Annotated in this window: 26 protein-coding genes and 1 riboswitch; of the genes, 13 read left to right on the top strand and 13 right to left on the bottom strand. The window is 60.3% G+C overall.

The genetic code is table 11. From position 1 onward, the window contains the following. Nucleotides 1-37 precede the first annotated feature (37 nt). Nucleotides 38-415: a cupin domain-containing protein gene (locus AC13RM_RS22745; RefSeq protein ID WP_285173202.1), complete on the bottom strand. Its 378-nt coding sequence runs from the start codon at nucleotides 413-415 to the stop codon at nucleotides 38-40. A 214-nt stretch (nucleotides 416-629) separates the two neighbouring features. Here AC13RM_RS22745 and AC13RM_RS22740 point away from each other — a divergent pair, with 214 nt between their 5' ends. The 5 genes from AC13RM_RS22740 to AC13RM_RS22720 all read left to right on the top strand — a co-directional run bounded on the left by AC13RM_RS22740 (nucleotide 630) and on the right by AC13RM_RS22720 (nucleotide 4,501). Further along, complete coding sequence (locus tag AC13RM_RS22740; protein ID WP_285173201.1) at nucleotides 630-1,667, top strand: LLM class flavin-dependent oxidoreductase; 1,038 nt, start codon at nucleotides 630-632, stop codon at nucleotides 1,665-1,667. A gap of 150 nt (nucleotides 1,668-1,817) precedes the next feature. Next, on the top strand, nucleotides 1,818-2,717 hold the full coding sequence (locus AC13RM_RS22735) for a MurR/RpiR family transcriptional regulator (RefSeq protein ID WP_285173200.1): 900 nt from the start codon (nucleotides 1,818-1,820) through the stop codon (nucleotides 2,715-2,717). Nucleotides 2,718-2,838: 121 nt separating this feature from the next. Further along, the gene (locus tag AC13RM_RS22730) at nucleotides 2,839-3,585 is read left to right on the top strand and encodes a COG4280 domain-containing protein (RefSeq protein ID WP_285173199.1); all 747 of its coding nucleotides are present in this window, start codon (nucleotides 2,839-2,841) and stop codon (nucleotides 3,583-3,585) included. Continuing rightward, nucleotides 3,582-3,788: a hypothetical protein gene (locus AC13RM_RS22725; RefSeq protein ID WP_285173198.1), complete on the top strand. Its 207-nt coding sequence runs from the start codon at nucleotides 3,582-3,584 to the stop codon at nucleotides 3,786-3,788. Before AC13RM_RS22730 ends, AC13RM_RS22725 begins: the two co-directional genes overlap by 4 nt. Before the next feature lie 131 nt (nucleotides 3,789-3,919). Continuing rightward, a complete protein-coding gene (locus AC13RM_RS22720) occupies nucleotides 3,920-4,501 on the top strand; it encodes a histidine phosphatase family protein (protein ID WP_285173197.1) in 582 nt (193 codons plus the stop codon). Nucleotides 4,502-4,589: 88 nt separating this feature from the next. Here the strand turns inward: AC13RM_RS22720 and AC13RM_RS22715 are convergent, their stop codons facing one another. Beyond that, a complete protein-coding gene (locus AC13RM_RS22715; protein WP_285173196.1) occupies nucleotides 4,590-5,525 on the bottom strand; it encodes a phytanoyl-CoA dioxygenase family protein in 936 nt (311 codons plus the stop codon). Nucleotides 5,526-5,659: 134 nt separating this feature from the next. On the opposite strand from AC13RM_RS22715, the gene AC13RM_RS22710 reads away from it, so the two are divergent. Then, nucleotides 5,660-6,523: an AraC family transcriptional regulator gene (locus AC13RM_RS22710; protein WP_285173195.1), complete on the top strand. Its 864-nt coding sequence runs from the start codon at nucleotides 5,660-5,662 to the stop codon at nucleotides 6,521-6,523. On the opposite strand, the gene pdxR is transcribed toward AC13RM_RS22710, so the two are convergent. Next, nucleotides 6,513-7,937, bottom strand: coding sequence for a MocR-like pyridoxine biosynthesis transcription factor PdxR (gene pdxR / locus AC13RM_RS22705; protein WP_488555581.1), 1,425 nt, complete (start codon nucleotides 7,935-7,937; stop codon nucleotides 6,513-6,515). The two genes, AC13RM_RS22710 and pdxR, sit on opposite strands and share 11 nt — an antisense overlap. 94 nt (nucleotides 7,938-8,031) lie before the next feature. Between pdxR and AC13RM_RS22700 the strand changes: the two genes are divergently transcribed. Further along, entirely contained in the window at nucleotides 8,032-8,715 is a 684-nt protein-coding gene (locus tag AC13RM_RS22700) for a pyridoxamine 5'-phosphate oxidase family protein (protein ID WP_374815465.1), read from the top strand. 29 nt (nucleotides 8,716-8,744) lie between these two features. Next, the gene (locus tag AC13RM_RS22695; RefSeq protein WP_374815466.1) at nucleotides 8,745-9,407 is read left to right on the top strand and encodes a GNAT family N-acetyltransferase; all 663 of its coding nucleotides are present in this window, start codon (nucleotides 8,745-8,747) and stop codon (nucleotides 9,405-9,407) included. A 21-nt stretch (nucleotides 9,408-9,428) separates the two neighbouring features. Here the strand turns inward: AC13RM_RS22695 and aac(6') are convergent, their stop codons facing one another. Beyond that, complete coding sequence (gene aac(6'), locus AC13RM_RS22690) at nucleotides 9,429-9,869, bottom strand: aminoglycoside 6'-N-acetyltransferase (protein ID WP_374815467.1); 441 nt, start codon at nucleotides 9,867-9,869, stop codon at nucleotides 9,429-9,431. 133 nt (nucleotides 9,870-10,002) lie between these two features. On the opposite strand from aac(6'), the gene olsE reads away from it, so the two are divergent. From olsE to AC13RM_RS22665, 5 genes are all read left to right on the top strand, one after another. Then, nucleotides 10,003-10,998: an ornithine lipid hydroxylase OlsE gene (olsE, locus tag AC13RM_RS22685; protein ID WP_488555580.1), complete on the top strand. Its 996-nt coding sequence runs from the start codon at nucleotides 10,003-10,005 to the stop codon at nucleotides 10,996-10,998. A gap of 221 nt (nucleotides 10,999-11,219) precedes the next feature. Further along, nucleotides 11,220-14,543: a thiamine pyrophosphate-dependent enzyme gene (locus AC13RM_RS22680; protein WP_374815471.1), complete on the top strand. Its 3,324-nt coding sequence runs from the start codon at nucleotides 11,220-11,222 to the stop codon at nucleotides 14,541-14,543. Nucleotides 14,544-14,790: 247 nt separating this feature from the next. After that, a complete protein-coding gene (locus AC13RM_RS22675) occupies nucleotides 14,791-15,936 on the top strand; it encodes a PspA/IM30 family protein (protein ID WP_374815472.1) in 1,146 nt (381 codons plus the stop codon). Between the two features lie 3 nt (nucleotides 15,937-15,939). Beyond that, the gene (locus AC13RM_RS22670) at nucleotides 15,940-16,593 is read left to right on the top strand and encodes an OB-fold-containig protein (RefSeq protein WP_374815474.1); all 654 of its coding nucleotides are present in this window, start codon (nucleotides 15,940-15,942) and stop codon (nucleotides 16,591-16,593) included. Beyond that, a complete protein-coding gene (locus tag AC13RM_RS22665; RefSeq protein WP_374815476.1) occupies nucleotides 16,590-18,308 on the top strand; it encodes a flotillin family protein in 1,719 nt (572 codons plus the stop codon). Before AC13RM_RS22670 ends, AC13RM_RS22665 begins: the two co-directional genes overlap by 4 nt. 83 nt (nucleotides 18,309-18,391) lie before the next feature. Here the strand turns inward: AC13RM_RS22665 and olsC are convergent, their stop codons facing one another. The 9 genes from olsC to AC13RM_RS22620 all read right to left on the bottom strand — a co-directional run bounded on the left by olsC (nucleotide 18,392) and on the right by AC13RM_RS22620 (nucleotide 26,553). Further along, entirely contained in the window at nucleotides 18,392-19,237 is an 846-nt protein-coding gene (gene olsC / locus AC13RM_RS22660) for an ornithine lipid ester-linked acyl 2-hydroxylase OlsC (RefSeq protein WP_285173188.1), read from the bottom strand. Nucleotides 19,238-19,539: 302 nt separating this feature from the next. Further along, nucleotides 19,540-19,929 (bottom strand): fluoride efflux transporter CrcB, encoded by a 390-nt coding sequence (gene crcB, locus AC13RM_RS22655; RefSeq protein ID WP_374815478.1) that lies wholly within the window; start codon nucleotides 19,927-19,929, stop codon nucleotides 19,540-19,542. A 23-nt stretch (nucleotides 19,930-19,952) separates the two neighbouring features. After that, nucleotides 19,953-21,323: a voltage-gated chloride channel family protein gene (locus AC13RM_RS22650; protein WP_374815480.1), complete on the bottom strand. Its 1,371-nt coding sequence runs from the start codon at nucleotides 21,321-21,323 to the stop codon at nucleotides 19,953-19,955. A 115-nt stretch (nucleotides 21,324-21,438) separates the two neighbouring features. Then, nucleotides 21,439-21,527, bottom strand: a riboswitch (Fluoride riboswitch). Nucleotides 21,528-21,570: 43 nt separating this feature from the next. Further along, the gene (locus AC13RM_RS22645) at nucleotides 21,571-22,401 is read right to left on the bottom strand and encodes a class I SAM-dependent methyltransferase (protein ID WP_374815481.1); all 831 of its coding nucleotides are present in this window, start codon (nucleotides 22,399-22,401) and stop codon (nucleotides 21,571-21,573) included. 41 nt (nucleotides 22,402-22,442) lie between these two features. Continuing rightward, nucleotides 22,443-23,486, bottom strand: a complete 1,044-nt coding sequence (locus AC13RM_RS22640; RefSeq protein WP_285173184.1) for a Gfo/Idh/MocA family protein — start codon at nucleotides 23,484-23,486, stop codon at nucleotides 22,443-22,445. Nucleotides 23,487-23,494: 8 nt separating this feature from the next. After that, entirely contained in the window at nucleotides 23,495-24,280 is a 786-nt protein-coding gene (locus AC13RM_RS22635) for a ThuA domain-containing protein (RefSeq protein WP_113230014.1), read from the bottom strand. A 164-nt stretch (nucleotides 24,281-24,444) separates the two neighbouring features. Beyond that, complete coding sequence (locus AC13RM_RS22630; protein ID WP_285173182.1) at nucleotides 24,445-24,786, bottom strand: DMT family transporter; 342 nt, start codon at nucleotides 24,784-24,786, stop codon at nucleotides 24,445-24,447. Between the two features lie 19 nt (nucleotides 24,787-24,805). After that, nucleotides 24,806-25,369 carry a TetR/AcrR family transcriptional regulator gene (locus tag AC13RM_RS22625; RefSeq protein WP_349956092.1) on the bottom strand — a complete coding sequence of 188 codons (564 nt, stop codon included), beginning with the start codon at nucleotides 25,367-25,369 and terminating at the stop codon, nucleotides 24,806-24,808. 95 nt (nucleotides 25,370-25,464) lie between these two features. Continuing rightward, on the bottom strand, nucleotides 25,465-26,553 hold the full coding sequence (locus AC13RM_RS22620; RefSeq protein WP_113230011.1) for an ABC transporter ATP-binding protein: 1,089 nt from the start codon (nucleotides 26,551-26,553) through the stop codon (nucleotides 25,465-25,467). Nucleotides 26,554-26,579: the final 26 nt, after the last annotated feature.

Genomic DNA, 26,579 nt, shown 5'->3' with positions numbered 1-26,579 from the left:
CCTCTTTTCTGAAGGAGCCGCCGGATCGCCGCATTACTCAAAGACGCTTTGGCTCGCGAATCGTCCGCTCGTTTTCGACATTGCCGGTATTCAGCGTCGTATTGCGCTCGAACAACACGACTTCGCAGGTCGGCTCGGCGACCGGGCAATGTTCTACCCCATGCGGAACGATGATGTATTCGCCAGGGCCAAGGACGATATCGCCGCCGTTTTCCTCGCGCAGCTTCATGCGCAGCGTTCCCTTGACGACGAGGAACAGCTCGTCCTCTTCCTCATGGTGGTGCCAATGGAATGCGCCTTCCAGTTTGGTGAGCTTGATCTGGAAATCGTTGATGTCGCCGCCGACGCGCGGGCTCCACGTCTCGTCGAAGGCTGCAAAAGCTTTGGTAAGATTGATCTTTTTCAGTGCGACCATGTGTTTTGTCCTTGATTCAACTAGGCTGACGTCGAAGCTAATATTGGCGTGAGTACCACCGATCGCAACGCCGGCGTTGCCGAATGTCGCCGGCTGCCATCGGCATATCGAATTCTTCGAAGATTTCAGCCGAAACTTTCCGGGTAGTGGATGGTCGGAAGCGACACTACATGCTGTCTCAACATTCTCATTTCGACACATGACAGGAAAAATCATGACGACAAACAATGTCGAATTCGGCCTGGATACTTTCGGCGACGTCACATTCGATGGCAACGGCGCGCCGCTGCCGCATGCGCAGGTGCTGCGCAATGTCGTCGAGGAAGGCGTCCTTGCCGATCAGCTTGGAATAGACTTCTTCGGCATCGGCGAGCATCATCGCGAGGATTTCGCGGTCTCCTCGCCCGAGACGATCCTGGCTGCTATTGCCAGCCGCACATCGAAAATCCACCTCGGTTCGGCCGTAACGGTACTGAGTTCGGACGATCCGATCCGCGTATTTCAGCGCTTCTCAAGCCTGAACGCGGTTTCGAACGGCCGTGCCGAAGTCATTCTCGGCCGCGGCTCGTTTACGGAGTCCTTCCCGCTGTTCGGCTTCGAGCTGTCGCAGTACGAGCAGCTCTTTGAGGAAAAGCTCGATCTGTTCGCTGCGCTCCGTAAAAACGAGCCGGTGAACTGGGAGGGCAGCATCCGCCCGCCGCTGCGCAACCAGAAGGTCTTCCCGACTATCGAAAGCGGCCAGCTGAAGACCTGGATCGGTGTCGGCGGCAGCCCGGAATCGGTGGTGCGCGCCGCTCACTACGATCTGCCGCTGATGCTGGCGATCATCGGTGGCAGCCCCTATCGCTTCCAGCCCTATGTCGACCTCTATCACCGCGCCTATGAGCAGCTCGGCAAGCGGGTGCAGCCGATCGGCATCCATTCGCCCGGCTATATCGCCGAAACGGACGAACAGGCACGCGAGGAGCTGTGGCCCTGCTTCAAGGCTATGCGCGACCGCATCGGCCGCGAGCGCGGCTGGCCACCCATGACGCGCTCGGAATTCGACAACGAGATCGAAAAGGGTTCGCTCTATGTCGGTTCGCCGGAAACGGTCGCCGCCAAGCTCGCCCCTATGGTCAAGACGCTCGGCATCAGCCGCTTCCAGCTGAAATACAGCGCCGGCGCACTCGGCCATGACAAGATGCTGCGCTGCATCGAACTCTATGGCCGGAAGGTGATCCCGGCGGTGCGCGCGGCATTGGCGGAATAGCCGCAGCCAGCTCTCTGCGCTTGCCTTACAACGCGATTAAAAAAGGGCCGCTTTGCAATACAGCGAAGCGCCCTTTGTTTGCGCTGTCATTCTTTTGCAGCAAATGCTACAGATAATATAATCGGTAGCATTCACTACAAAAGATATCCGATGTCAGAAACGACGCAGAAACCTCGTACTTTCGAAGACCGCGTTCTCGATGTGATCGAGACGCTCGCACCCGCAGAGCAGCGCATCGCCCGCTTTTTCGTCGACCAGAAGCAAGCTGCGCTGCTGAACTCAGCCGCCCAGATCGCGCAGCTCGCCGGCACCAGCGACGCGACGGTCGTCCGTACCGCCCGCGCCCTCGGCTTCGAAAGCCTCTCGACCCTGCGGGCCGCCCTGCTTGAGGAGCTGACCGGAGCGCCGTCACCCGGAATGCGGATGCAACGCACGCTGGCTGAAACGGGCAGCCACGCCGGCAATGCGCTTCACCATGTCATCGGCATGCACGAGCAGGCTTTGGATGTTCTGCGACGCGAGGAATTTGCCGTAAGCTTCGAACGCTGTGTCGATATTCTAGCCAAGGCAGCCCGACGTCACGTATTCGGCATCGGCCCCTCGGGCGCCATGGCGGATTATGCCAGCCTGCAGTTCAACCGCATCGGCCTGCCGACCAACGCGCTCTCGGTCTCCGGTATAGTGCTTGCGGATCGCCTGCTCTGGATCGGCAAGGGGGATGCGGTGCTGGTTATGGCCTATGCGCCGCTCTATCGCGAAGTCGAAGTGATCCTCGACCATGCGAGCAAACATGGCGTTCCAGTCATCCTCATCAGCGACGATCTCGGCCTGCTCACGGCCGACAAGGTGGCTGAGGTCCTGCCAGTGCCGCGCGGCAATGCCGGCCATCTCGCCATGCATAGCGGCACAATGGTGCTGATCGAAGCCCTGATCGTCGCGCTCGCCGCGAAGGGCAAGGATGCCGCCATCGACAGCCTCGATCAGCTCAGCCAGCTGCGCGGCGCCATCGACAAGACATGGAGCAAGCGCGGCACGAGGAAACGCAAGTGAATGGCAACCAGACCGCCAAGCCGGAGTGCTTCATGCGTGAGCTCATCTAGCACATGAGGAAGAATAATCCGGAAAATACCGCACGAATTCAAAGTCCTAACCGTCATTCGGGAATCAGTTCATGAACAGCCTCACACCCATTCTCTCCACCGTGACGGCATCCTTCCTCGGCTCCTTTGTCGAAGTCGTCGAGGCCTTCACCATCGTTCTTGCCGTCGGCGTCACGCGAAGCTGGCGCCCGGCACTGACCGGCGCCGCGCTTGCGCTTGCCGTGCTGGCGGCCCTCGTTCTCATCTTCGGACCGCTGCTGGCGCTGATCCCGATCGAAATCCTGCAATTCGTCGTCGGCGTTCTGCTGATCCTCTTCGGCATGCGCTGGCTGCGCAAAGCCATTCTCCGCTCGCTCGGCGTCATCGCCCTGCACGACGAGGAAGCGGCCTTCTCGAAGGAGACCGCCGCCCTGCAAGCACAATCAACCGATCGCCGTGCCGATTATCTCGCCGGCCTTGCCGCCTTCAAGGCCGTGCTGCTTGAAGGTGTCGAAGTGGTCTTCATCGTCATCGCCGTCGGCGGTGCGCATGGCCTGACACTCTATGCCGGCCTCGGCGCGCTCGCCGCCTTCGTGCTCGTCATGCTGATCGGGCTGCTGGTGCATCGCCCGCTTGCTACCGTGCCCGAAAATACCCTCAAATTCGTCGTTGGCCTCATGCTGACAAGCTTTGGCATCTTCTGGACCGGTGAAGGTATCGGCGCGCATTGGCCGGGCGAGGATCTCGCACTGATCGCCATCTTCGCGATCGTCTCGCTCGCCTCCTACGCCATCATCCGCACCATGCGCGGCAACCCAACATCAAAGGCAGCCCAATGAGCATCCTGCGCATCGCCCTGTCCGAGCTTATCGGCATGTTCATCGATGATGGCAGTCTCGCCACGCTCTGCCTCATCCTCATTCTCGTCATTGCCGGAGCGGTGGAGTTTCTCGCCATGCCGCCGCTCGCGGGTGGCGTTCTGCTGCTGATCGGCTGCCTCGCCATTTTGCTCTACAGCGTCCGTCGCGCCGTGAAACGATGAGATTCACAACCCTCTGCAAGCGCTTGGATTTGCAGAGGGTTGTCGGGTCAGCTGCCAATCCGCTTTAGCTCTCGACAGACGCTTTCGCAGATGCGAAGAATTTCGCACGGCAAATGCAAAGGAGAAACGGCATGAGCAGCGCCTATCCCGAAGTCTATCTGGTACGACACGGACAGACGGAGTGGAGCCTTTCCGGCAGGCACACCGGCCGCACCGATATTCCCCTAATCGCTGCTGGCGAAGAGGCCGCCCGCAAGATCGCCGGTCGCCTACCCCTAATCGATTTCGCCGCCGTCTGGTCGAGCCCGTCGCAGCGGGCGCAAAATACCTGCGCGCTGGCCGGCTTCGGCGACCGCCGCGTCGTCAAGGACGATTTGGCGGAGTGGGATTATGGTACCTATGAAGGCATTACCACCAAAGCGATCCTTGCCGAACGCCCCGGCTGGCAGGTCTTCCGCGACGGCTGCCCGAACGGCGAATCTGCCGCCGATGTCGGCGCGCGTGCCGACCGGATCATCGGCGAACTTCGCGGTATCAACGGCTCCGTCCTGATCTTCTCCAGCGCCCATTTCCTGCGCGTCTTCGCCGCCCGCTGGGTCGGCCTGCCGCCGGAAGGTGGCGCGCATCTGGTTCTCGATACCACGAGCATCAGCGTGCTTGGCTATGAGCACGACCTGACCGAGCCGGTCATCCGCCGCTGGAACGAGATCTGACAAAGGCGCAGCAACTCGCCACTTCTCCATGAACGTTTCGAGCGGCTTTGGGCCGCTCGAGATTTTTCAGGAAGTCAGCCTCCCGCCCTTACCAAGCCTTGAAGCCCAACAGCTTTTCACCGAGCGGCGTGAGTTTGGCCGCCGTCGCATTGTGCTTTTCCCATTCGCGAGGGTCGCCGGGAAAGGCGTCGCGCTTCGGGGAATCCAGTTCCCTCCACAGACGGATCCGTTCTTCGCGCTCGGCAACATTGTTGTATTCCGCCGGATGCATGGAGATGTACTGCGCCATGCGCACGCGGTTGTCCGAATGGTTGGGACGGACGCCGTGCGCCAGCAGCGAGTTGAATATCATCAGATCGCCCGGCTCCATGTCGATGTTGACGACCGACAGCCCTGTCATGTCTGGATGCATCGGATCGCGATCGGCTGGCTGCGTCTTTTCCCATTCCTCGAAATGCTCGAAGAGCTCAGGCACGCACTGAAATCCGCCGACATCGCCATCCTGCTTCTTCAGGCTCAAAACGCCCTGAACGCCGATCGGCAGCGGCCGGATCGAAGTATCGACGTCCCAGTGAATGAAGCCGTTCGGGTTGCCTTTCACCTTCTTCGGCGGATTGAGATTGGCACGATCGATGGTGACCCAGAGATCCTCGCGATCCCAGATGTCGACGAAGACATCGTAGATCCGCTTTTCCATGCGGTTGTCCCAGAGATACTGGTGATTATAGATCTCCAGCATGCCGGTATTGTTGAGCTCTTTCATCTTGTGCTCACGCCGCTGCGGCGCATACCAGGTGGAGGGATCGTTCGGGTCCTTCTCGTCAAAACGCCACAAGAGGTCGGCAAGCCGCTCGACATTGACAGCCGGCACAGCCTGACGCACGATCACATAGCCCTTTGTGATCCAATGCTGCCAATCGTCCTTCGACAGCACCCTGAGCGGCAATGTCTTCTGGATATCCTTCAATTGCGTCGTGACCGCGGATGCGGTCGGGTGCGCGTCTCGTTTCAAGGCAGGCTGCATAAGTTTCCTCCATCTTGGCTACCCCTTTTGATTTCGGGTGACGGAAAACTTGTAGCGCCGAAGCTCGCGCTCATGTTGCCTGGCTCTGGCCAATTCTGATACTATTCTGGCTTCTGCTATGCTATGGACGCCCCATGAGGCCCTATCTCGAAGTTTTGCCTCGATCGCCGGAAGCATCCTGGAGCATGCTGAACCGCAGGCTCGACGACTGCATTCCGTTCCAATGGCACCACCATCCGGAATTCGAGCTGACACTGACGCTGAATTCCATCGGGCAACGCTTCATCGGCGATCATAGTGGCGACTATGACGACGGCGATCTCGTTCTCATCGGCCCCAATCTGCCGCATAGCTGGGTTTCACGCGCCAAGATCGAGGAAGAAAAGCCGCATATCGCCTTGGTACTTTGGTTCAATCGCGACTGGCTATTGCAGATAACAGGCGGCGCCGTCGAATTCCGATCGATCGAAACGATGCTGCAGCGTGGAAATAACGGCCTGCGCTTTTCGCAGACGACCTCGGCCGCCGTCCGCTCCGCTTTCGAAACCATTTTCGAAAAGCCGCCGGTCGAGCGCCTTCTGGCTTTGCTCGGCATTCTGGTGAGGGTGGCGGAAGACCGGCACGCGACGCCGCTCGCAAGCGCGCCGGCGCAGGCGCCGGATCTCAAGGAAAGCCGCGAGCGCATCGACCGCATTCTCACGCACATGCATCTTCACTATGCCCGCGCGATCAGCCTCGATGAGCTGGCCGATATCGCGGCGCTCAGCGTCTCCGGCCTGCACCGCATGTTTCGCCGCCATACCGGCGGGACGATATCGGATTACCTCATGCGCATGCGCATCGGCGATGCCTGCGCCCGCCTCTCTTCCACGGATCAGGCCATCCACCATATCAGCGATTCCATCGGCTACAGCTCGCTCGCCAATTTCAACAGGCAGTTCAAAGCGCTGAAAGGCATGACACCGCGCGAATATCGGGCGATGTTTCTCAGGCGTTGACGGGCATGATCTCAAGCAGCCTGGCAATCCTCGCCGCCGCCGCATCCGCTGCCTGCGCTTCCATGCGGGCAATACCAAGCAGCAATCCGGGCCGAGCAGGTCCCAGATACAGTGCCGATATCGGCCGAACAGCGAAACCATTAGCGTTGATGATCCGCGCAACGGCGACATCATCGGTCTTTGCATCGCGGAACCAGCTTGCCAGCTGCAGCCCGCCACCACCCGCTGCAACCTCCAGCCAATTACCACAATGACGATTGAGTCCTTCGACGGTCGCCGCCATGCGCTCGGCATAAATGCCGTTCATGTGCCGCAGATGCGCACGAAATCGCCCCTCTCGCATGAAATCGGCCAGGGCGGCCTGGATATGAACGGGCACGACGGCGCCTCTCAGCCGTTGCGCCGCTTCGGTCGCCGCCAGAAGCCGCGTGGGAATGACGGCGTAAGCGACGCGCAGACCGGGCGCGAGAGTCTTCGAAAAGGTGCCGATATAAGCAACCACTTCACCGTGATCGATACCCTGCAGGGCGGCAATAGGGCGCGAGGCATACTGGAACTCGCTGTCGTAATCGTCTTCCAGCACGATCGCGCCATTGGCGCGAGCGAATTCCAGCAACGCAAGACGACGCGGCAGGCTCATGGTCACGCCGGTCGGATATTGATGCGAGGGCGTGACATAGATCAGGCGCGGCGATGGCCCGGTCCCTTGCGCGATATCGATGCCCTCGGCATTACAAGGCACCGGCACGAGGCTGGCCCCAGCCATCCGCAGGATCGCCTGCGCGCTGGCATAGCCGGGGTCCTCCATCCAGGCGATGTCACCCGGATGATCCGGCTGAAGCAATAGGCCCGCAAGCAAGCCGATCGCGGCACCCGTCGACGGCACGATCACGATCTGCTCGGGGCGAGCGACCACGCCACGTGTCGCCGAGATGTGTTCGAGTATAGCCTCGCGCAACTCGCGAATGCCGCCATGATCGCTGTAGCCGAGATCATGCACCCGCAGCGATCGGCCCCGAGCACCGAGACAGCGCGCCCATGCGGCATGGGGAAAGGTCGAGACATCGGGCACCCCCGGCTCGAACAATCCTCCCCTTTTGAATTCCGTAACGCGCGGCAGATTTGGCGGCGGTGGTGCGGACTGCCCCGACAATGGCGTCGTCGGGAATGCCGCGACGCGTGTCGCCGCACCTGATGTCGAGTGAAGGTAGCCTTCCGCCTTGAGCCGATCATAGGCGTTGACCACGGTCGACCGCGCAACGCCGAACGAGACGGCCATTACCCGCGTCGACGGCACGCGCTGCCCTGGCGGCAACTGCCCGTGCAGGATGCGGTCGCGCATCAGGCGGTAGACTTGCCCCTCCAAATCGCCCGAAATCCGGTCCAGTGCCGGCCACTGCGCCACCGCTGTCATGAAACCTCAACTGGTCTGCTAAAAATCAAAAAACTGGCTGTTTATAGCCTACCTCTTTGCTGGCAGAGATCAACGCCCGATCTGTGAGGAAGATATGGCCGATCACTATCCACCTGATACCAGCACCTACCCGACCACCGAGCGCACCCGCGTGCGGCGCAGCCCGAAGCGCGGCAGCCACGCCCATGCCGATGTCCATGCCATTCTGGATGCCGCCCCGCTCTGTCACGTCGGCTATGTCATCAATGGTGCGCCCTATGTGACGCCGACCATGCATTGGCGCGAAGGCGATTACGTCTATTGGCACGGCTCGTCCGCCAGCCGCTTCCTGCGCGCCGCGGAGGACATGCCGGTCTGCCTGACCTGCAGCATCATAGACGGCTATGTGCTGGCCCGTTCCGCCTTCAATCACTCGGTGAATTACCGTTCGGCCATGGTCTTCGGCACGGCCCGGCTGGTCGATGATATCGAGGAAAAAGTCGATGCGTTGCGCCGTTTCATCGAAGACCTGTTTCCCGGCCGCTGGAACAGTTTGAGGCCAATGACCGGGCAGGAAGTGAAAGCGACCTCAGTGATGCGGATGAAAATCGACGAGGCCTCGGCCAAGATTCGCAACGGCCCACCAGGCGATATTGACGAGGCGGATCATCCCGTCTGGGCCGGCGTCCTGCCCATCGAAAGCCGCCTGGTATCACCACAACCCGCCCCCGGCTTGCCCGACGGAATGGAACTGCCACAATCCCTAGCGGAGCTGATACAATCCGGCCGGCTCCGCTAGACAATATTTGATGACCAAAGGACTTTGACATGGATCTGACGAATTGGAAGGGGGTCGCCCGCCCCGAGCGCATTACCCTTGACGGCCGCTACGCCCGGATCGAGCCGCTCGATGCGGTCCGACATGGCGACGATCTCCTTGCCTCGGCCCGCGCCCCCGGAGCGGAAAATCGTTTCCGCTATCTCTTCGAAGACGCACCGGTCGATCGCGCCACCTTCTCGCCCTGGCTTGAGAAAGCGGCATCCAGTACCGATCCGCTCTTCTTCGCAACGATCGACAAGCGCACGGGCCGCGCCGAGGGCCGGCAGGCTCTGATGCGCATCGACAACACGCACGGCGTCATCGAGATCGGCAGCATCCTCTGGGGACCTGCCATTGCCCGCAGCCGCGTGACGACCGAAACGCTCTATCTGTTCGCATCCTACGTCTTCGACACGCTCGGCTATCGCCGTTTCGAGTGGAAATGCAACAACCTCAACGAACCGTCGAAGCGGGCAGCCGAACGCTTCGGTTTCGTTTTCGAAGGCATCTTCCGCCAGCACATGGTCGCGAAGGGTAAGAACCGCGATACGGCCTGGTTTGCCATGATCGACGCCGACTGGCCGCGGCTGAAGGCCGGCTACGAACGCTGGCTGGCCCCGGAGAATTTCGATGAGGCTGGCCAGCAGAAAACGAAATTGACATTCGCCTAGGCCCAGTCCTGTAGCTCCGGCCTATAGCAGCTTTCGGAAGTAGACCACGCGCCTGGTTTCGACAAAACCAAGCGCGGCATGGAAGGCGTGGCTCGCAAGATTGTCGATCAGTGCATCCGAGGCAAATTCGGTGCAACCAACCTCCCGCCCCCATGCGGCGACAGCCTGGCAAAGTGCCCGCGCCACCCCTCCGCGCCGATCTTCGGGACGCACGTAGATGCCTTCGAGGAAGAGAACCGGTGACGTCTTACAGCCATTGACGTAATCGTGCCGCAATGTCGCTTCAGCAAAACCGGCGACATGACCGGCAGAATTGATCGCAAGATACGCAAAAGCATTTTCATTGGCGCGAAATTGTGCCAGTTCCGCGCGATGATGTTCGTACGAACTATCTGGCCAAAGTTCGGCGCGCAACCGCGCCCACGCCTCCAGATGTTCGTCTGCCGCCTGCTCTATGCGCATGTCTTGATCTCCTATCCAACTGCCTGTTGCCGGCCAACGGAAAAATTTCGCTTTCGACTCCACAATCATCGCGCTACATATCCCGCATACTCACGCGTAAATTTTTCGCTGATCAGAATCTGAGGTTGATGGAATGACATTTCAAAGCAGTTCGCGTCTTTACGCTGCTGTTTCCTCTCTGTTGTGGCCAGCCATCCTATGCGGTGGACTAACGGGAGCCTATTTCGCCTTCGAATCGAATATGCATCTGCTCTGGTTCAACGTCGTCTATCTGTCGACGGTAGCGGTGATTGCCCTTTTCGAGCGGTTGATGCCTTACGAGAAGACTTGGCAGAAGCGCGATGGCGAGACATTCAACGATATCGCCCACACGCTGCTGAACAAGGGCGGCGTGCAGATCGCCGCTGCGATCGGCACCTCCTTCCCGATGGCCGTCGCAACCGTCGCGCAGCCGGTGCTGAGCTACCATTCGCATTTCTGGCCGGATCAATGGCCGATGGCGCTCCAGGTGGTGCTCGGCCTCGTCATCGCCGAGTTCGGTCTCTATATGGCGCATCGCCTGGCGCATGAGCATCTGTCGCTCTGGCGCTTTCATGCGCTGCACCACAGCGTCGAACGGCTATGGGTCATCAACACAGGCCGTTTTCACGTCATCGATACTCTGTTCAAGATCGCGCTCGGTCAGATTCCGCTCTATCTGCTCGGCGCGCCGTTGCCGGTCTTCCTCTGGATCGGCGCGGTCACGGCTTTCATCGGCCTTTTGACCCATTGCAATGTCGATATGCGTACCGGCCCGCTCGACCTCATATTTTCGACGCCCCGCCTCCATCGCTGGCATCATTCCAAGATCCTTGCCGAGGGAAATACGAATTATGGGGAAAACCTCGTGATCTGGGATCAGCTTCTCGGCACCTTCTACAACCCGCCGCGTCCGTCCTCGACTGATATCGGCATCACGGGCAAGGTGGCCAAGGGTTTCCTCGCCCAGCTCGTGCAGCCATTCTCCAGGGCGGGCAGCAAGGAGATTATCGGCAAGAAGCCCAAGGAACTGATTCTCAAGGAAGAACAGGCGGCAAAAGCCGCCGCCGAAAAGCAACGCGCCGCCGCCTCGATGCGCAAATCGGGCTAACATAGCCCGCGAAAGACGCACCCGTTTCGCGTTTGGGCGGGTGCGTTGTCGCGCATGCCTTGTGGACAGAAACATCATGAAAAAATACGGCCCCGTAATATGCGTATTTCCGTTTCAAACTGAGAAGAACTTGTCATTTAACGTGTATTGAAAAAGGCAGGCTGGGGGTTTACCTAACTCCCAGCATTTAATTCAGATGAAAGATCAGGAAAATCATTGAGATGGAAGGGAGGTTTGCCACAGAATACCTTAAGCAACTTCACAGAATATTTTTCATTTCCAGAGAAATAGATCGGCTTGAGCGAGAATTCATCAAGCAAGGCATAGCACATTTCCATGTTTCCGGCGCCGGTCACGAATCCACTGCGCTGCTCAACGAGTTTCTCCAGGACGACGACTGGCTGCATCTGCATTATCGCGACAAGGCCCTGATGCTGGCGCGCGGCATGCCCATTCGTGAGTTCTTCTCCAGCCTGCTTGCAACAGCCAATTCCCATTCCGCCGGCCGTCAGATGAGCGCGCATCTGTCCTCCCGCGCCCTCAACATCACGTCGATCGTCGGCCCCGTCGGCAACAATGCCCTGCATGCTGTCGGCGTCGCGGCATCCCTGAAGCATAAGCCGGGAATGCCGATCGCCATCTGTTGCGTCGGCGACGGCACCACCCAGCAGGGCGAGTTCCTCGAAGCGGTCGCCGAAGCCGTGCGCAGCCAGTATCCCGTCGTCTTCGTCATCGAGGACAACAGCTTCTCCATCTCGACACGCACGGGCAAGCAGACGTTCTTCGACCTGCCGGCTGGTCCCGCTTCCTCTTTCTACGGCATCGATATCATCCGCACGGATGGCGACGATCTCACCGCATCGCGCGACGCCTTCCGCAAGGCCGTCCGTCACAGCCGCAACAACCGCACGCCCAGCATCGTGCTTCTGAACGTCGAGCGCCTTTCCGATCACACCAATGCCGACGATCAGAAGACCTATCGCACCCTGCTCGAAATCGAGGCCGGCTCCTCGCGCGACCCGCTGCCGAATCTGCGGGCAATGCTGCAGAAGGCGGGTATCGACGCCGATGCTCTGCAAAAGATCGAACAGGAATTGATTGCGGAAGTGCAGGCAGAAGCCGCCCTTGCCCGCAAGGAAGACGCCCCGAAGGTCGAGCCGGAGGCTAAGGCTCCCTACCCAGCTTCCTTCGATAAGAGGGCAGAATATCGCGGCAACGAGACCGCATCGACGCTGACGATGCGCGAGGCGCTGAATGTCGTTCTCGACAAGCAGCTGGCCGGAAATCCCGAAGTTGTTCTCTTTGGCCAGGATATAGAGGATCCGAAGGGCGACGTTTTTGGTGTGACGCGCGGCCTCAGCACCAAATATCCTGACCGCGTCCGCAACGCCGCTCTCAGCGAATCGACAATCGTCGGCACGGCGGTCGGCCGCGCGCTGGCGGGCCAGCGCCCCGTCGCCTTCCTGCAGTTCGCCGATTTCCTGCCGCTCGCCTATAATCAGATCGTCTCGGAAATGGGCAGCATGTTCTGGCGCAGCAATGGCGCCTGGGAAGCGCCCGTCATCCTGATGGTGAGCTGCGGCGGCTACAAGCCAGGCCTTGGTCCGTTCCATGCCCAGAGCTTCGAGGGAATGCTGGCGCACACGCCGGGCATCGACGTCGTTATGCCCTCCAGCGCCGGCGATGCCGCCGGTCTGCTGAATGCCGCCTTCGAATCGCGGCGCCCGACGGTCTTCCTCTATCCGAAGGCCGTACTCAACAATTCCGACGGCCGCACTTCCGAGGATCTGGACAAGCACTTCGTCCATCCCGGCCTGTCGCGCCATGTTACCCGCGGCCGCGACATCACGCTCGTCAGCTACGGCAACACGGTTTCGCTCTGCGCCAATGCCGCGAGCGCTTTCGAGGCCCAGGGCTTTTCCGTCGAGGTGATCGATCTGCGCTCGATCTCGCCGTGGGACGAGAAGGAAGTGCTGGCGAGTGCACGGCGCACCCGCCGCCTGATCGTCGTACATGAAGATAACCGCACCGTCGGCATGGGCGCGGAAATCATTGCCACCGTCACCGAAAAGACCGATGTGCCTGTTGTCGTGCGCCGGCTCGCGCGCTCGGATGCGCACATCCCCTTCAATTTCCGTAATCAGCTTGAGACCCTTCCCTCCTATCGCAAGCTGGTCGACCTGATGGCTGAAGTGCTTGAATGCGAGGTTACCTGGCACGAAGAGGATGACAGCGGCCCGACGGCAGCGATCAAGGCGATCGGCTCCGGGCCCGCCGACGAGAACGTCCTCGTGACCGATATACTCGTCAAGCCCGGCGACAAGATCGAAGTCGGCCAACTGGTGGCCGTCGTCGAGGCGACAAAAGCCTCTGTCGAGATCTGCGCCAATATCGGCGGCGTCGTACAGGAGGTCTTCGCCAAGATCGGCGACCAGATCGCCACCGACAGCCCACTTCTGACTGTCGACGCCAATCGCGACCTTAGCGAGCAGAACTTCGCGCTCGCCTCCGAAATCCAAAACAAATTCGTGCTGCGCCGCCTGAAATCGCATGTCATCCCGGCGCTGCGCCGCCATACCGGCAGCTTCTCGGAAGTCGTCATCAACGGCATTGGCATCGCGACCGGCGCCCGCCGCGTCACCAACGAAGAAATCATCCATAACTGGCCGAACCGCCGCGCCGACGAAATCCTCGCGTTGACGGGCATCAAGAGCCGCTTCTGGGTCGGGCCTGAAGAAGGCACGCTGAGTCTTGCCACGAAGGCGGCGCGTGATCTTCTCAAGCAGAACCAGATGTCGATCCACGATGTCGATCTGGTGATCGCCGCCACCGGAACGCCCGACATCGCCACGCCGTCGCTCGCAAGCCGCGTCGCGGTTGCCGTCGCCGAAGACGGCGTGCGGCCTTCGCTTGCGGCCTATGACATGGGTGCCGCCTGCTCCGGCTATCTCTATGCGTTGCAGCAAGCTTATGATTTCATTGCACAACAGAACGACGCCAAGGTGCTCATCATCACCTCGGAAGTCCTGTCGCCGCTGCTCGACATGAACGATTTCTCCACCGCAATCCTGTTCGGCGATGCAGCGACCGCCAGCCTCGTAACCAGCCGCGATATGGCGCGCAACCCGCTCTTCACCGCGAGCCGCCCGATCGTCAGCGGCCGACCGGAGCCGGGGGACCTGCTCTATGTTCCGCTTCCGGACGATGGCGTCATTGCCATGAACGGCCGCTCGGTCTTCACCGAAGCGGTGCATTCGATGACCCGCTCGATCGAAAACGCCTGCGTCGATGCCGGCATCGAGCTTGCCAATCTTGATCTGCTGGTGCCGCACCAGGCCAACCAGCGCATCATCGACACGATTGCCAAACGCAGCGGCCGCCCGGCTCTCAGCGTCATCGAGACCTATGGCAATACCAGCTCGTCAAGCATTCCGCTTGCCATGCTGCATGTCGCCAACGAACACTCAGAGCCGCTCAATCTCGGCCTAGTGGCCTTCGGCGGCGGCATGACGGCAGGTGCTGCAATCGTGCGGACCGTGAAGTAACCGCGGTTCCTCCCCAACGCTCCACTCAAAGATTCCATACAGCGCGGCCGATTGGCCGCGCTTTTCATATGGTTTTTTCGCGCCCAATCACTACATATACGCGAGCTCACAACTTGCATGATCGCCCATAGGCGGAGAGAAGTATCAAATTTCTGCAACCTATGCGGCCCATCATTCATTACAATTCATTCATGTTTGACGCCACGCTCCCTTGAAAAGCACCGCAGCGGTGCTTTACTTGATAGCCATGGCAAAGACACACGCACCAACGCACCGCTCTCGTCTGCGATATGATCTCGCTCCCGATGACGAAGCGCGGCAGGCTCTGGACGAGACCTTTGCCGCATACGGGCAGATGATGAAACTCCTGGGCGAAATCGTTCCGGACAGAGCCGGAGCAAATCTCGTCACGCTTCACGATCTTGCCTATGAGACGATCCGCGAACGCACCGCTTTGCCCGCGCGCCTCGTGACGCTCGGCCTGCGTGATTTTGCGGCCAATCGAAGCGGGCTTGCCGATTGGAACCGGCTGCCGCTCGACGAAAAGCTCTTTGCCATCAAGGGTCCGTCAGACCTGACAATCTCGACGGTGCGCGGCCGTGTCGCCGTGCCCTTCGACGTGGCCGGCTATTTCAAAGGCTGGGACAGCAATATCCCCGCCTATCTGATCGCCGATGGAGGCCACTACGCGATTCACATCGGGGTAACACCAAACTCTCCCCGAACGGAGGATAACATGACGATGCATGAAGGCATTCTTTCCCGCATGGGACGACTGATCGCAGGCCTCGCCAATGCCGCAGTCGACACCGTAGAAGGCGCCAACAAGGTCGCCGTCATCGAGCAGGCGCTGCGCGAGATCGACGCCGCCGCCGATGAAGCGCGTGCCGATCTAGGCAAGGCGCGCGCCGAGGAATACCGCATCCGGAGCCGCCGCAGCGAAATCGGCGCCGATCTCGACGCGCTCGACGCCAAGATCCGGCTTGCGATCACGGCCGATCGCGAAGACCTCGCCAAGGCCGGCGTCGCGCGCCAGATCGACCTCGAGGCGCAGACCGCCGCGCTCGACAAGGCGCTCGCGGATGCGAACGCACAGATCGACGACGGCCAGAAGGCACTTCAGGCTGTTCTTGCCACCCGCCGCGAGGCGGAAGCACGGCTTGTCGATTTCAAGCGCAGCATCGCCCGCCATGCTCGCGAGGAAGCAACGGGCGAAAATCCACGGCCGACAGCGGCCGCCGGTGCAGCCCGCGCGGCGGCGGCCGTTTCCCGATTGACCGGCGTACCCTCGGGCGAGCCCGCAACAAGCGCCGAGCTCGATGAGCTCGACCGCCTGCATCGGGAGCAGGCCATCGAAGCACGCCTTGCCCGCTTCAAGGCCAGCGGCCAGTAACCGATGCACCTGTTTCTCGCACCCGAATGTGCGCCCTTTGCCATCGCGGCAATGATCCTGATCGGACTAACGGCAATCGAAATCCTGTCGATGCTGCTTGGCTTTTCGCTAAGCGAACTCATCGGCAAGCCGCATTTCGAAGGTCACGATGGTGTGCTCGCCGGCCTGCTGTCCTGGATCAATATCGGTGGCGTGCCGCTGCTGATCCTGATCATGCTGGCCCTCGGCATCTTCGCCGTGACGGGTTTTGCCATCCAGACCGTGGCCGACGTGATCTGGGGACCGCTGCCGGCGATCGTTGCCTCAGTGCCGGCCCTCGCCGTCACGATCCCTCTCGTCCGGGGCTCGACGCGAACGATCGCAAGGATCGTGCCGCGCGACGAGACCTACGCCGTCGAGGCCGATGACTTCGTCGGTCGCACGGGCACGGTTTCCATCGGCCCTCTGGATCAAGGCCTGCCTGGCCGCGTCAGCGTCAAGGACGCGCATGGCAACTGGCATCAGTTGCGCGCCAGCGCCGCCAAGGGTGAAAGCCCTTTGCCGATCGGCGCCCAAGTTCTGCTTGTCGACCGCAAGGCCGACATCTTCATCGCAGTTTCCGCCCCCTCGGATCTCGTGAGGTCCGATGACAAATCCTCTACGGAGCAACCTTCATGAACGGCCTTTACGACCTTATTCTTCCCACAGGCATAGGTCTCGTCCTGATCCTCGGGATCGGCTTCGTCCTTGCCTCGCTCTATGTCCGCTCGAGCCGCGATGAGGCCTATGTGCGCACCGGTCTCGGCGGCCAGAAAGTCGTGCTCGACGGCGGCTCCGTCGTGCTGCCGATTTTCCACTCGATCGCTCGCGTCAACCTCAAGACGCTGCGCCTGGAGGTCCAGCGCGGCGAGAATGATGCGCTGATCACCAAGGACCGCATGCGCGTCGATATCGGTGCCGAGTTCTATGTCCGCGTCAAACCGGACAGCTCCTCGATCGCTCTTGCCGCCCAGACGCTCGGCAATCGCACCAACGACAGCGAACAGCTGCGCCAGCTGATCGAAGCGAAGTTCGTGGACAGCCTGCGCTCGGTGGCGGCCACGATGAGCCTCGATGCCCTGCAGGAACAGCGCATGGATTTCGTCAAGGCCGTGCAGGATGCGGTCGGCTCCGACCTGCAGTCCAACGGTCTCGAACTGGAATCCGTGTCGCTGACGCGCCTCGACCAGACCGATATCAAGCACTTCAACGCCAACAACTTCTTCGATGCGCACGGTCTCGCCGCGCTGACCCGCGTCACCGAGGCGCGCAAGAAGGAGCGTAACGAAGTCGTCCGCGATACCGAAGTCGCGATTGCCCAGAAGGACCTGGAGGCTCGTCAGCAGTCGCTCGCGATCGAGCGGACGAAGCGCGAGGCGGAACTAAACCAACAGCGCGACATCGCCAACAAGTCCGCCGCCACCCGCGCCGAAACCGCTCAGCAGGAACAGGCCGCCAAGCGCGCGGAAGAGGAAGCCCGCATCGCCGCCGAGCAGGCGATCGCCGAACGCGAAGCTGCGGCAAAGCAGGCCCGCGAATCCGCCAACATCGACTCGACCCGCGCCGTGCAGCAGCGCGACACCGAAGCCCGCCGCGATATCCAGATCGTCGCACAGGAAAGCGCTATCGCGGTTGCCAACAAGAGCCGTGAGGAGTCTGAAGCCAAGGCAAAGGCAGAAGCCGCTCGCGCACTCGCTATCGCAGCCGAGGAAAAGGTCGGCACCGCCAAGGCGGTCGAGATCGCCGAACGTGAGAAGCAGATCGCCGTGATCGATGCGCAGAAGCGCGCCCAAACCCAGGCAACCGCCGTCACCATCGCTGCAGAAGCCGAAAAGCAGGCCGCGACCGACCAGGCCGACGCCATCAAGACGCTGGCAACGGCAGAAGCCGACGCTGCGATCATCAAGGCCAAGGGTATTCTCGAAACCGGTAAGGCGACGGCCGAGAGCGAAGCGCTGCTCAACGAAGCGCGCAACAAGCTCAGCCCCGCCATCATCGAATTCGAGATCACCCGCGAGCGCATCCGCATCGTGCCCGCCGCCCTTGCCGAAGCGGTCAAGCCGATCGAAAAGATCTCCGATATCCGGATCTTCGACACCGGCGGCATGCTCGGCCGCAATGGCAACGGTGCGGGCGGCGGCAGTGGCGTCGGCCTTGGCGAAGGTCTTGCCGGCCAGCTACTCTCCTACCAGGCCAACAAGCCGATCCTCGACCGCCTGCTGAAGGAGGCCGGCTTCGATGGCGACAATGCCATCTCGGCCCTGCTTGGCAATCTCGATGGCAAGACCAACGCTGCACAGCCCGAGGAAGAGGAATATTACGACGACGCCGAAGAGACGGATAAACCTGCCTAACGGCTGCTGATCGTCAGCAAACACAAAACCCCGGAATTCCTTAGGGATTCCGGGGTTTCCGTTAAATTAAACGGCCGATGAGATCAGGGTTTCGGGCGATTTCTGAACGCCTCGGCTTCGGCGTAGAACTTCTTTTCCCATTCCTTGTGGTTGTCGAGACCTTCCTTGATGAAGGGGGTGAAAATCGCCAGGTTCATCAGGGCCCAGTTGACGAAACGAGCCGGGAATTTCAGCGGCTTGACGAAATCGACGAAGAGCACCACGCGCGTCTTGTCGGAATGATTCCAGGCTTCGTGCTCATAGGCATCGTCGAAGATCAGCGCCTTGCCTTCCTGCCAATGGCAAACCTGCTTGTCGACGCGGATGGCGAGCTTCTCGTTCGGTTCCGGCACGATGAGGCCGAGATGCAGGCGCAACACGCCGTTATAGGGGCCGCGGTGAGCCGGAAGATGCTTGCCTGGTTCGAAAATCGAGAACATGGCCGTCGTCAGGCCGGGGATCTTCTGCACGGCTGCCCAGGTATTCGGGCATGCCTTGATGTTCTGCTCCGACTTCACGCCGAAGCCGAGGAGGAAGAAGGTCTTCCAGCGCGTATCCGTCGAAATGGTCTTCACGTCGGTGGAGATGTCCTGGAAGGTCGGCAGCTCGCTCTGGCGCAGCAGCACTTTTTCGAGCTCGGCGCGGATGGCCGGAAAATCTTTTTCTATCTCGGCGGCCCAGGGGAAAGTCGCTGTGTCATAGACCGGCGGATTGCCGAGCTTGGCATATTTCAGGTTGAGGCTTTCGGCCCAGGCAACGATGCCCATGAAAAAGCGGGTCATGGCGCTCGGGCGGTCCATCGGCGCAATGCCGGCGGTGCCGAAGGTCTGTTCCGGAGCAGGAGATTGGTTGGAAGTGGGAGCAGGTGCGCTCAAGGGACTCTCCGTCATGTCTGTCTTTTGGGGCGGTGCGGTCCGGGAGGAAGTTACGCGAGGAATCCGCATGCGAATCCCGGAGCGAGAACAGGCTTGTCATTGGGAGTGCTTTGCCTGTGCTTATCCTGATCGACGCCCGACTCCTTGTGTTATGCGGTGATCTTAATAGGCGATTATATGAGTTGATTAGTCGAATTTCGCAAGAGAGTCCGTTCGCAACGAGCGGTGGTTTGTCGTGGAATAAATCTCTGCGATTCTCGAGAGGGATTCACCCCATAATCGGCAAAAATGCGGCGAAATCTGCCGATCTCCAATCACTAAGCTGTTTGACCCTGAATTATTAGCCGGACAATTGCAAGCCCTGCTATCACGGCTGCAATCGACAGGAAAACGGACAGGCCGATATAGGCAATGGCCGGCATCCATTGGCCCCGCTCCCAGAGCACGACGCTCTCCAGCGCAAAAGTCGAAAACGTCGTGAATCCACCTAGAAGGCCTGTTGTCAGAAACAACCGCATCTCCTGCGACATACCGCCGCGAAAAGCGAAATACTCCGTCAGCAGCCCCATGATGAAGGCACCAAGCACATTGATGATCAATGTGCCGAATGGAAACTCGATCCCGAGCAGGCGGGCAGCAAGCTCGTTGATACCGAGACGGAATGCACCGCCCAATCCGGCACCGAGAAACACGACAAGATAGAGCACGACAACCTCCAGCCGTCCTTGCGTCAAACCTTTCCGACCTTATGGGCATTTTCCCGCCGCGTCTTCAAGCCGCGCTCGCGAATATGGCGAAGCGGCGTGTCGGCTGGGATGTTATCGGAAGCAGCGCTTTTCGCGATGCCAAGCCGTTGCGACAGATAGATGCTGGTGTGGCCGCTGCAGATATAGGCAAGGAAGCAGGCGACAGCGAGGTAGACGGTATGCGTCGCGCCGAAGAGCTCTATGCCCATGATCATGCAGGCAAGCGGCGTATTGGTTGCGCCGGCAAAGACGGCGACGAAGCCCAACGCAGCAAAGAGGTCGACGGGCGCACCGAGAATGGCGGCAAGCGCATTACCGAGCGCGGCACCGATGAAGAACAAGGGCGTCACCTCGCCGCCCTTGAAGCCGGCGCTCAACGTTACGATGGTGAAGACCGCCTTCCAGAACCAGCTCCAGTAATCGACGCGGGCGGGATCGAAGAAGCCGAAGATCGTCGCATCGTCTGGGTTGGGCGACCAGACGCCAAGCCCCAGATATTGCCGCGCGCCGAGCAGGTAAACGAGACCGATCAAGATCGCACTGGCGATGACAGGCCGTAACGGCGCGTAGGCGCAGAACCGCTTGAATGCCGCCGACGCAGCATGCGAGAGCTCGCTGAAGCAACGTGCGGCCAAGCCGAAGATGACACCGGCAAGCCCGACCTTGATGAGCAGCAGCGCATCGAGATGGAACGTGCTGGCCGGAATGCCTGAGAGATAACCGATGTGGTACTGGATATGCTCGATGCCCCAGGCGTGGCAAGTCCAGTCGGCCGCGATCGCTGCCGCAAGGCTCGGGATCAGCGCTTCATATTGCATCCGCCCGATCGTCAGGACTTCGAGAGCGAAGACGGCACCGGCGATCGGTGTGCCGAAGACCGCGCCGAAGCCCGCGGCGATACCCGCCATGAGGAGGATGCGGATCTCGGCGTGGGTGAGCCGGAACACCTTTGCAAAGGCGCTGGCAATGCTGCCGCCGAGCTGCACCGCCGTCCCTTCCCGACCCGCCGAACCGCCGACGAGATGCGTCAGGACCGTCGAGACCAGGATAAAGGGAGCCATGCGCAGCGGCACGCCGCCGCCGGGCTCATGGATCTGGTCGACGATCAGATTGTTGCCGCCCTCCGAACCACGGCCGAAACGTTGATAGACCAGCACCATGAGGAAACCGGCAACCGGCATCAGGAAGATCAGCCAGGGATGGTCGAAACGTTCGGCCGTCGCTTTGTCGAGGCTCCAGAGGAACAGCGCACAAAGCGAGCCGACGACCACAGCCATCGGCACCACGAGAACTATCCATTTGAAAAGACTGCGAAATTGCTGAAAACGATGATGAAAATAGGCGGATACGGACATCAGTTTGCCCCTCCCGCGAAGCCGACACACGGTCTTCCGGGGACAGTGAACAAGAAACAAAAGTGGGATAACGGTAAGATAATAGGCATGACTCTACTCCTTCGCCTTTTAGGCGCATTGAGTAGGAGTCATCAGCTTCCCTGGGAAAATCAGAGCAGCGGTTCGGCCACCAAGGCCCGGCAGAAATCCATTACCGTTATATTTTTCATACAGAAACAGGCCCATCGCTGTCAACGGGCAGCAGCCGTCACACCGCCCGGGCAATCATCTCGATCGGCGCAAGCAGGCCGCCCTCGACCGACACGTTGACGTTGCTCATGCGCTCACCAGCCCGCGGGCCCATCAGCGTCCGGACACCCTGGTCTCGCACCTCGCCCGCCGCAGCGGCCCTGGCGCGCGCTTCATGTGCCAATCGGATTGCGAGAGCACTACGATCCTGCTCGATCTCCACTGTGAAGCCGGCTTCGTCAAGCAGATGGCGATATATATCGGGGCTGCGGACGAAGCTCGTTTCCAACTCCATAGCCCAGGGCATCGGAAAGGGGAGCGTTCCCTCGCGCATCTGCATGATCTCATAAAGCCCGAAACGACCGCCGGGCTTGAGAATGCGCCTGACCTCGGAAAACAGTCTCGCCTTGTCCTCTATATTCATGCCGACGTGAATGAGCGTCGCACGATCGAAACTGCCGCTCTCGAAAGGCAATGCCAACGCGCTGCCCTGCCGGAAGGAAACCAGATCCTCCAGACCGCAGCGGGCCGTCAGCGAATTGGCGACCTGAACGAATTCTTCGGTGAGATCGACGCCCGACACGATGCATCCGTAGGAGTCGGCAAAATGGCGGGCAGGCCCGCCGAGTCCGGAGCCGATATCGGCAAGACGCAGGCCGGCGGAAAGATCGAGATCCCTTGCGAAATCCACTGTGGCCGCGTGACGACCCAGATGGAATTCATCGACATCAGCCAGATCGCGGATGCGAAGATTATCGATATCCTTGCCATCGGCGGCAAGCGTTTGCAGGATCGCCGTTTCCAGCGATCCGTGCGTATAGTGGCTGGCAACTTTTTCCTCGGTAGACATGCGTGCACTCCCAAGGCCTTGCCTGAAGGCTGCCTATGATATCAGACCTTCAGTTCGCGCCGTTCAACTTCAGTCACCATGGCAAGATCCAGCACGCGCTGCAAGTTCGCAGCGTGTCTGAAGCTCGGATCCTGGCTGCTGCCGGTCATGACAGCATCAGCAAAGCGCTGATAGTTGGTCTGGACCGGCGGCACATCGAGAACACGCCACGTCGCCGTTTCCGTGTCATCGCCGAGGCAACCGCGCAGTTCGGAACCATTCGGGCTATGCGACACTTCCAGGCCGCCGCGCTCGCCATAGATGCGCAGCTTCAGCTCGTTCAGGTGCCCCGTCGCCCAGCGGCTCGCATGCACGACTCCGAGCGCGCCGTTGGCGAAATCGACCGACATCGAGAAGCTGTCATTCGCATCGAGCGTATATTCGCCGATGCGCTCGCCGGGAGCCTTCGCGAAGGTCTTGAGACGGGCAAAGACGTGATCGATATCGGTCGCGGCGCCATAGGCGGCGAAATCGAGGATATGGATGCCGATATCACCGAGAACGCCGTTCGAGCCGTGGCCCGTCGACAGACGCCAAAGCCACTTGGACTCGCTGCGCCAGTCGCCCCAGGCCTTGGAGACGAGCCAACTCTGGAGGTAGGACGCCTCTACGTGCTTGACCGTGCCGATCTCGCCCGAAATCACCATCTCGCGCGCCTTCTGCAGCTGCGCGACATTGCGATAGGTCAGGTTGACCATGTTGACGACCCCTGCCCTTTCGGCAGCTTCCGTCATTTCAAGCGCCTTTTCATAATTCTCCGCGAGTGGCTTCTCGCATAGAACATGCTTGCCAGCGGCAAGCAGCGGCAAGGTCGTCGGATGGTGCGCCTTGTCCGGCGTGACGTTGGTCGCCGCATCGAACTCGCCCCAGGTGAGCGCCTCGTCGAGCGACGAGAAGCGCTTCTTGATATCGAACGTGTCGCAGAAGGCGGTGAGCCTCGTCGCATCCGTATCGACGGCGCCGACGATTTCGACGCCAGGAATGCGGGCGAAATGCTCCACATGGTTCTTCGCCATGCCGCCCGTGCCAACTACTATGAGACGCATCTGATACCTCAGCGATAACCGGCTTCGCCGGCCTGGTGCAGTTTCGGGCCGCGTTCGACGATCGGCTCCAACGCTTTTTCGACCGGCACATTCGGCGCATCATGGATGCTGGCCTGGGTACCGAGCGGGTTGTGGGCCCACTTCACGGAATTGATCAGGACCTTCTGAACGGTGCCGTTGTGATAGGTCGGGTAGGTCTCGTGGCCCGGACGGAAATAGAAGATGTTGCCGGCGCCGCGACGCCAGGTCATGCCCGAACGGAAGACCTCGCCACCCTGGAACCAGGAGATGAATACGGTTTCCAGTGGCTCCGGAACGGAGAACTGCTCACCGTACATCTCCTCGTTCTCAAGCTCGAAATGCTCGCCGAGGCCGGCTGCGATCGGATGGCGGGGGTTGATGACCCAGAGGCGCTCCCGCTCGCCGGCTTCGCGCCACTTCAGTGCGCAGGGCGTACCCATTAGGCGCTTGAATACCTTGGAGAAATGGCCCGAATGCAGGACGATGAGGCCCATACCCTCCCAAACACGCTTGGCGACGCGCTCGACGACCTCGTCCTTGACGGCGCCGTGATCCTTGTGGCCCCACCACAGAAGGACGTCGGTATCCTTCAGACGGGCTTCGCTGAGACCATGCTCCGGCTCCTGCAACGTTGCAGTGGTTGCCTCGATACTGGCATCGGCATTCAGCGCCTTGGCGATGGTGTTGTGCATGCCTTCCGGATAGATCTCGGCGACGACCTTGTTTGTTTGCTCATGAATGTTCTCGCCCCAAACGACGGCACGAATAGTCATTACGGCACTCCTCTAATACCATTAGGATTGAATAGGTTATGCGATCCAAAGCGCTTTGGGAAAGCGCCGCATTTCAAGCCTTCATCAGCCCGTTGGACCCAAGACATAATGGGTTCAAAGCGATTTGACAAAGGCAAAAACGACCATGAACAACACCTCTGTTTTCAGTGCGACACGGACTTTGAAAAGAGGTTGACGACGAGCACTCCGGCGATGATCAACGCAAGACCGATGATCGCGGCGAGATCGAGCTTCTGCCGGAAAAGCACGACGCCCACCATCGAAATCAGCACGATGCCGAGTGCGCTCCAGATAGCATAGGCGATGCCCACCGGAATGACCCGCAACGTTACCGAGAGGCAATAGAACGCCGCCGTATAGCAGATCACCAGAACGACCGTCGGGCCGAGGCGCGTAAACTGCTGCGACATCTGCAATGCCGTCGTGCCGATCACTTCAAGCACGATCGCGACCAGCAGCATTGCATAGACCGATGCGTTCGCCATTCCATTATCTCCGATAGGACTAGAGCTGAGTGAGCTCGATCAGCCGGTCGATCAGCCTTTGACGGGCACTCTCGTCCATGTCGTGGCTGCCGAGCAGGTCGGCAAGCCAGATCCCATCGGCCGCCAATCTGACGATCGCCGCATCCACCGAGGAGTCCGTGCCGACATATTCTTCGCTGCGCTCGCGTACCCATGCGTGCCACCGCTGCCGCAATTGCGGTTCGGTGAGCAGCACCATCGTCACCTGTGCCCAATCCTTGGTGCCCTGCGGTTGGTCCCGCAGCGCCAGGCAGGCATGCAGATAAGCGCGTGTAAAGCGGCCATGCGGCAACGGATCGGCCCGCATTGCTTCCTCGATTGCAGCGTCCAACCGCTCCAGCAGGCTGTCGAACAACGCTTCCAACAGCATGTTCTTGCTGGGGAAGTGATGCAGCAATCCACCCTTGCTGACACCGGAGGCGCCGGAAACGGCATCCAGCGTCACCGCCGTCATCCCTTTTTCGGAAGCAAGCCGCGCCGCTACCTCCAGCAACTGCTGGCGGACGAACAAAGGTTGCTTCTTCCTATGGTGCGCAGTGGACATGGCGACATAACATACCAGTTGGACGGTTTCGTCAACGCTCTAATCGGTAGTGTCTAGGCCTAATTGTTTGTGGATGATCTCGTGTTGTTTCCTCCTCAGTTTACGGAATGATGAGCCGCATCCTTTTCATCGAAGATGCTGACCTTCGTTGCCTCCACCACAAAAGCGATCGGCGAGCCGGTGGTGATCGTCGTCATGCCGGGATCGGTACCGATGATCTTCGAACCATCCTTGAGCCGGACGTGAACGAGCGAACGGTCGCCCAGGCGCTCCACGGTTTCGACCTGGCCGCCGATATCGCCCTTTTCGGCCGTCGTAACGACCAGATGCTCCGGCCGGATGCCGAGCGTCAGTCCTGAATTCGAGAGACCATTGAGCGCTATCGCCGTTTTGATGACAGAGCCATCCGGCAGCGTTGCCGTCGCCAGCCCGCCTGCCTCGCCAACGCCAGCTATGTTGATAAAGTTCATGCCGGGTGAGCCGACGAACTGGGCGACATAGCGCGTTGCCGGGCGCGTATAGATCTCGACGGGGGTCGCCACCTGCTCGATCTTCTTGTTGTTCAAGAGCACGATACGGTCGGCGAGTGTCATCGCCTCAACCTGGTCATGCGTCACGAACACCATCGTTGCGCCCAGCCGCTCGTGAAGCTGCGCCAGTTCCACGCGCGTACGTGTGCGCAGGCCGGCATCAAGGTTGGAAAGCGGCTCGTCGAACAGGAACACATCCGGCTCGCGCACGATGGCGCGGCCGATCGCGACGCGCTGCCGCTGGCCGCCCGAGAGCGCCGAAGGCTTGCGATCCAGCAGATGCGGCATTTCCAGGATCTTCGCGGCTTCCTCGATGCGTCTTGCGATCTCGTGCTTGGGCGTTTTGATATTTTTCAAGCCGAAGGACATGTTGTCGCGAACCGTCATGTGCGGATAGAGCGCGTAGGATTGAAAGACCATCGACACGCCACGCTCGCCGGGCGGCAGCTGATCGACTCGGCGGCCGCCGATCCAAATCTCGCCGCTGGTGATGGTCTCGAGACCCGCAATCATGCGCAGCAAGGTCGACTTGCCGCAGCCCGAGCCTCCAAGGAAGACGACGAACTCGCCGCGCTCGATCGTCAGATCGATGTCGTTCAGAACCTGCACGGCACCGAAATGCTTGGTGAGGGATTTGATATTGATACCTGCCACGTTACGCCTCCTGCGGAAAATCGAAT

The organism is Martinezella sp. CNPSo 3732, assembly GCF_057784515.1.
The sequence above is the reverse complement of the archived record's forward strand: the minus strand, read 5'-3'. Positions and strand labels throughout refer to the sequence as shown.

Excerpts from the sequence above, each read along its gene's own strand:
- AC13RM_RS22745 (WP_285173202.1), bottom strand. The coding sequence starts at position 415 with ATGGTCGCACTGAAAAAGATCAATCTTACCAAAGCTTTTGCAGCCTTC.
- AC13RM_RS22740 (WP_285173201.1), top strand. The coding sequence starts at position 630 with ATGACGACAAACAATGTCGAATTCGGCCTGGATACTTTCGGCGACGTC.
- AC13RM_RS22735 (WP_285173200.1), top strand. The coding sequence starts at position 1,818 with ATGTCAGAAACGACGCAGAAACCTCGTACTTTCGAAGACCGCGTTCTC.
- AC13RM_RS22730 (WP_285173199.1), top strand. The coding sequence starts at position 2,839 with ATGAACAGCCTCACACCCATTCTCTCCACCGTGACGGCATCCTTCCTC.
- AC13RM_RS22725 (WP_285173198.1), top strand. The coding sequence starts at position 3,582 with ATGAGCATCCTGCGCATCGCCCTGTCCGAGCTTATCGGCATGTTCATC.
- AC13RM_RS22720 (WP_285173197.1), top strand. The coding sequence starts at position 3,920 with ATGAGCAGCGCCTATCCCGAAGTCTATCTGGTACGACACGGACAGACG.
- AC13RM_RS22715 (WP_285173196.1), bottom strand. The coding sequence starts at position 5,525 with ATGCAGCCTGCCTTGAAACGAGACGCGCACCCGACCGCATCCGCGGTC.
- AC13RM_RS22710 (WP_285173195.1), top strand. The coding sequence starts at position 5,660 with ATGAGGCCCTATCTCGAAGTTTTGCCTCGATCGCCGGAAGCATCCTGG.
- pdxR (WP_488555581.1), bottom strand. The coding sequence starts at position 7,937 with ATGACAGCGGTGGCGCAGTGGCCGGCACTGGACCGGATTTCGGGCGAT.
- AC13RM_RS22700 (WP_374815465.1), top strand. The coding sequence starts at position 8,032 with ATGGCCGATCACTATCCACCTGATACCAGCACCTACCCGACCACCGAG.
- AC13RM_RS22695 (WP_374815466.1), top strand. The coding sequence starts at position 8,745 with ATGGATCTGACGAATTGGAAGGGGGTCGCCCGCCCCGAGCGCATTACC.
- olsE (WP_488555580.1), top strand. The coding sequence starts at position 10,003 with ATGACATTTCAAAGCAGTTCGCGTCTTTACGCTGCTGTTTCCTCTCTG.
- AC13RM_RS22680 (WP_374815471.1), top strand. The coding sequence starts at position 11,220 with ATGGAAGGGAGGTTTGCCACAGAATACCTTAAGCAACTTCACAGAATA.
- AC13RM_RS22675 (WP_374815472.1), top strand. The coding sequence starts at position 14,791 with ATGGCAAAGACACACGCACCAACGCACCGCTCTCGTCTGCGATATGAT.
- AC13RM_RS22670 (WP_374815474.1), top strand. The coding sequence starts at position 15,940 with ATGCACCTGTTTCTCGCACCCGAATGTGCGCCCTTTGCCATCGCGGCA.
- AC13RM_RS22665 (WP_374815476.1), top strand. The coding sequence starts at position 16,590 with ATGAACGGCCTTTACGACCTTATTCTTCCCACAGGCATAGGTCTCGTC.
- olsC (WP_285173188.1), bottom strand. The coding sequence starts at position 19,237 with ATGACGGAGAGTCCCTTGAGCGCACCTGCTCCCACTTCCAACCAATCT.
- AC13RM_RS22650 (WP_374815480.1), bottom strand. The coding sequence starts at position 21,323 with ATGTCCGTATCCGCCTATTTTCATCATCGTTTTCAGCAATTTCGCAGT.
- AC13RM_RS22645 (WP_374815481.1), bottom strand. The coding sequence starts at position 22,401 with ATGTCTACCGAGGAAAAAGTTGCCAGCCACTATACGCACGGATCGCTG.
- AC13RM_RS22640 (WP_285173184.1), bottom strand. The coding sequence starts at position 23,486 with ATGCGTCTCATAGTAGTTGGCACGGGCGGCATGGCGAAGAACCATGTG.
- AC13RM_RS22635 (WP_113230014.1), bottom strand. The coding sequence starts at position 24,280 with ATGACTATTCGTGCCGTCGTTTGGGGCGAGAACATTCATGAGCAAACA.
- AC13RM_RS22630 (WP_285173182.1), bottom strand. The coding sequence starts at position 24,786 with ATGGCGAACGCATCGGTCTATGCAATGCTGCTGGTCGCGATCGTGCTT.
- AC13RM_RS22625 (WP_349956092.1), bottom strand. The coding sequence starts at position 25,369 with ATGTCCACTGCGCACCATAGGAAGAAGCAACCTTTGTTCGTCCGCCAG.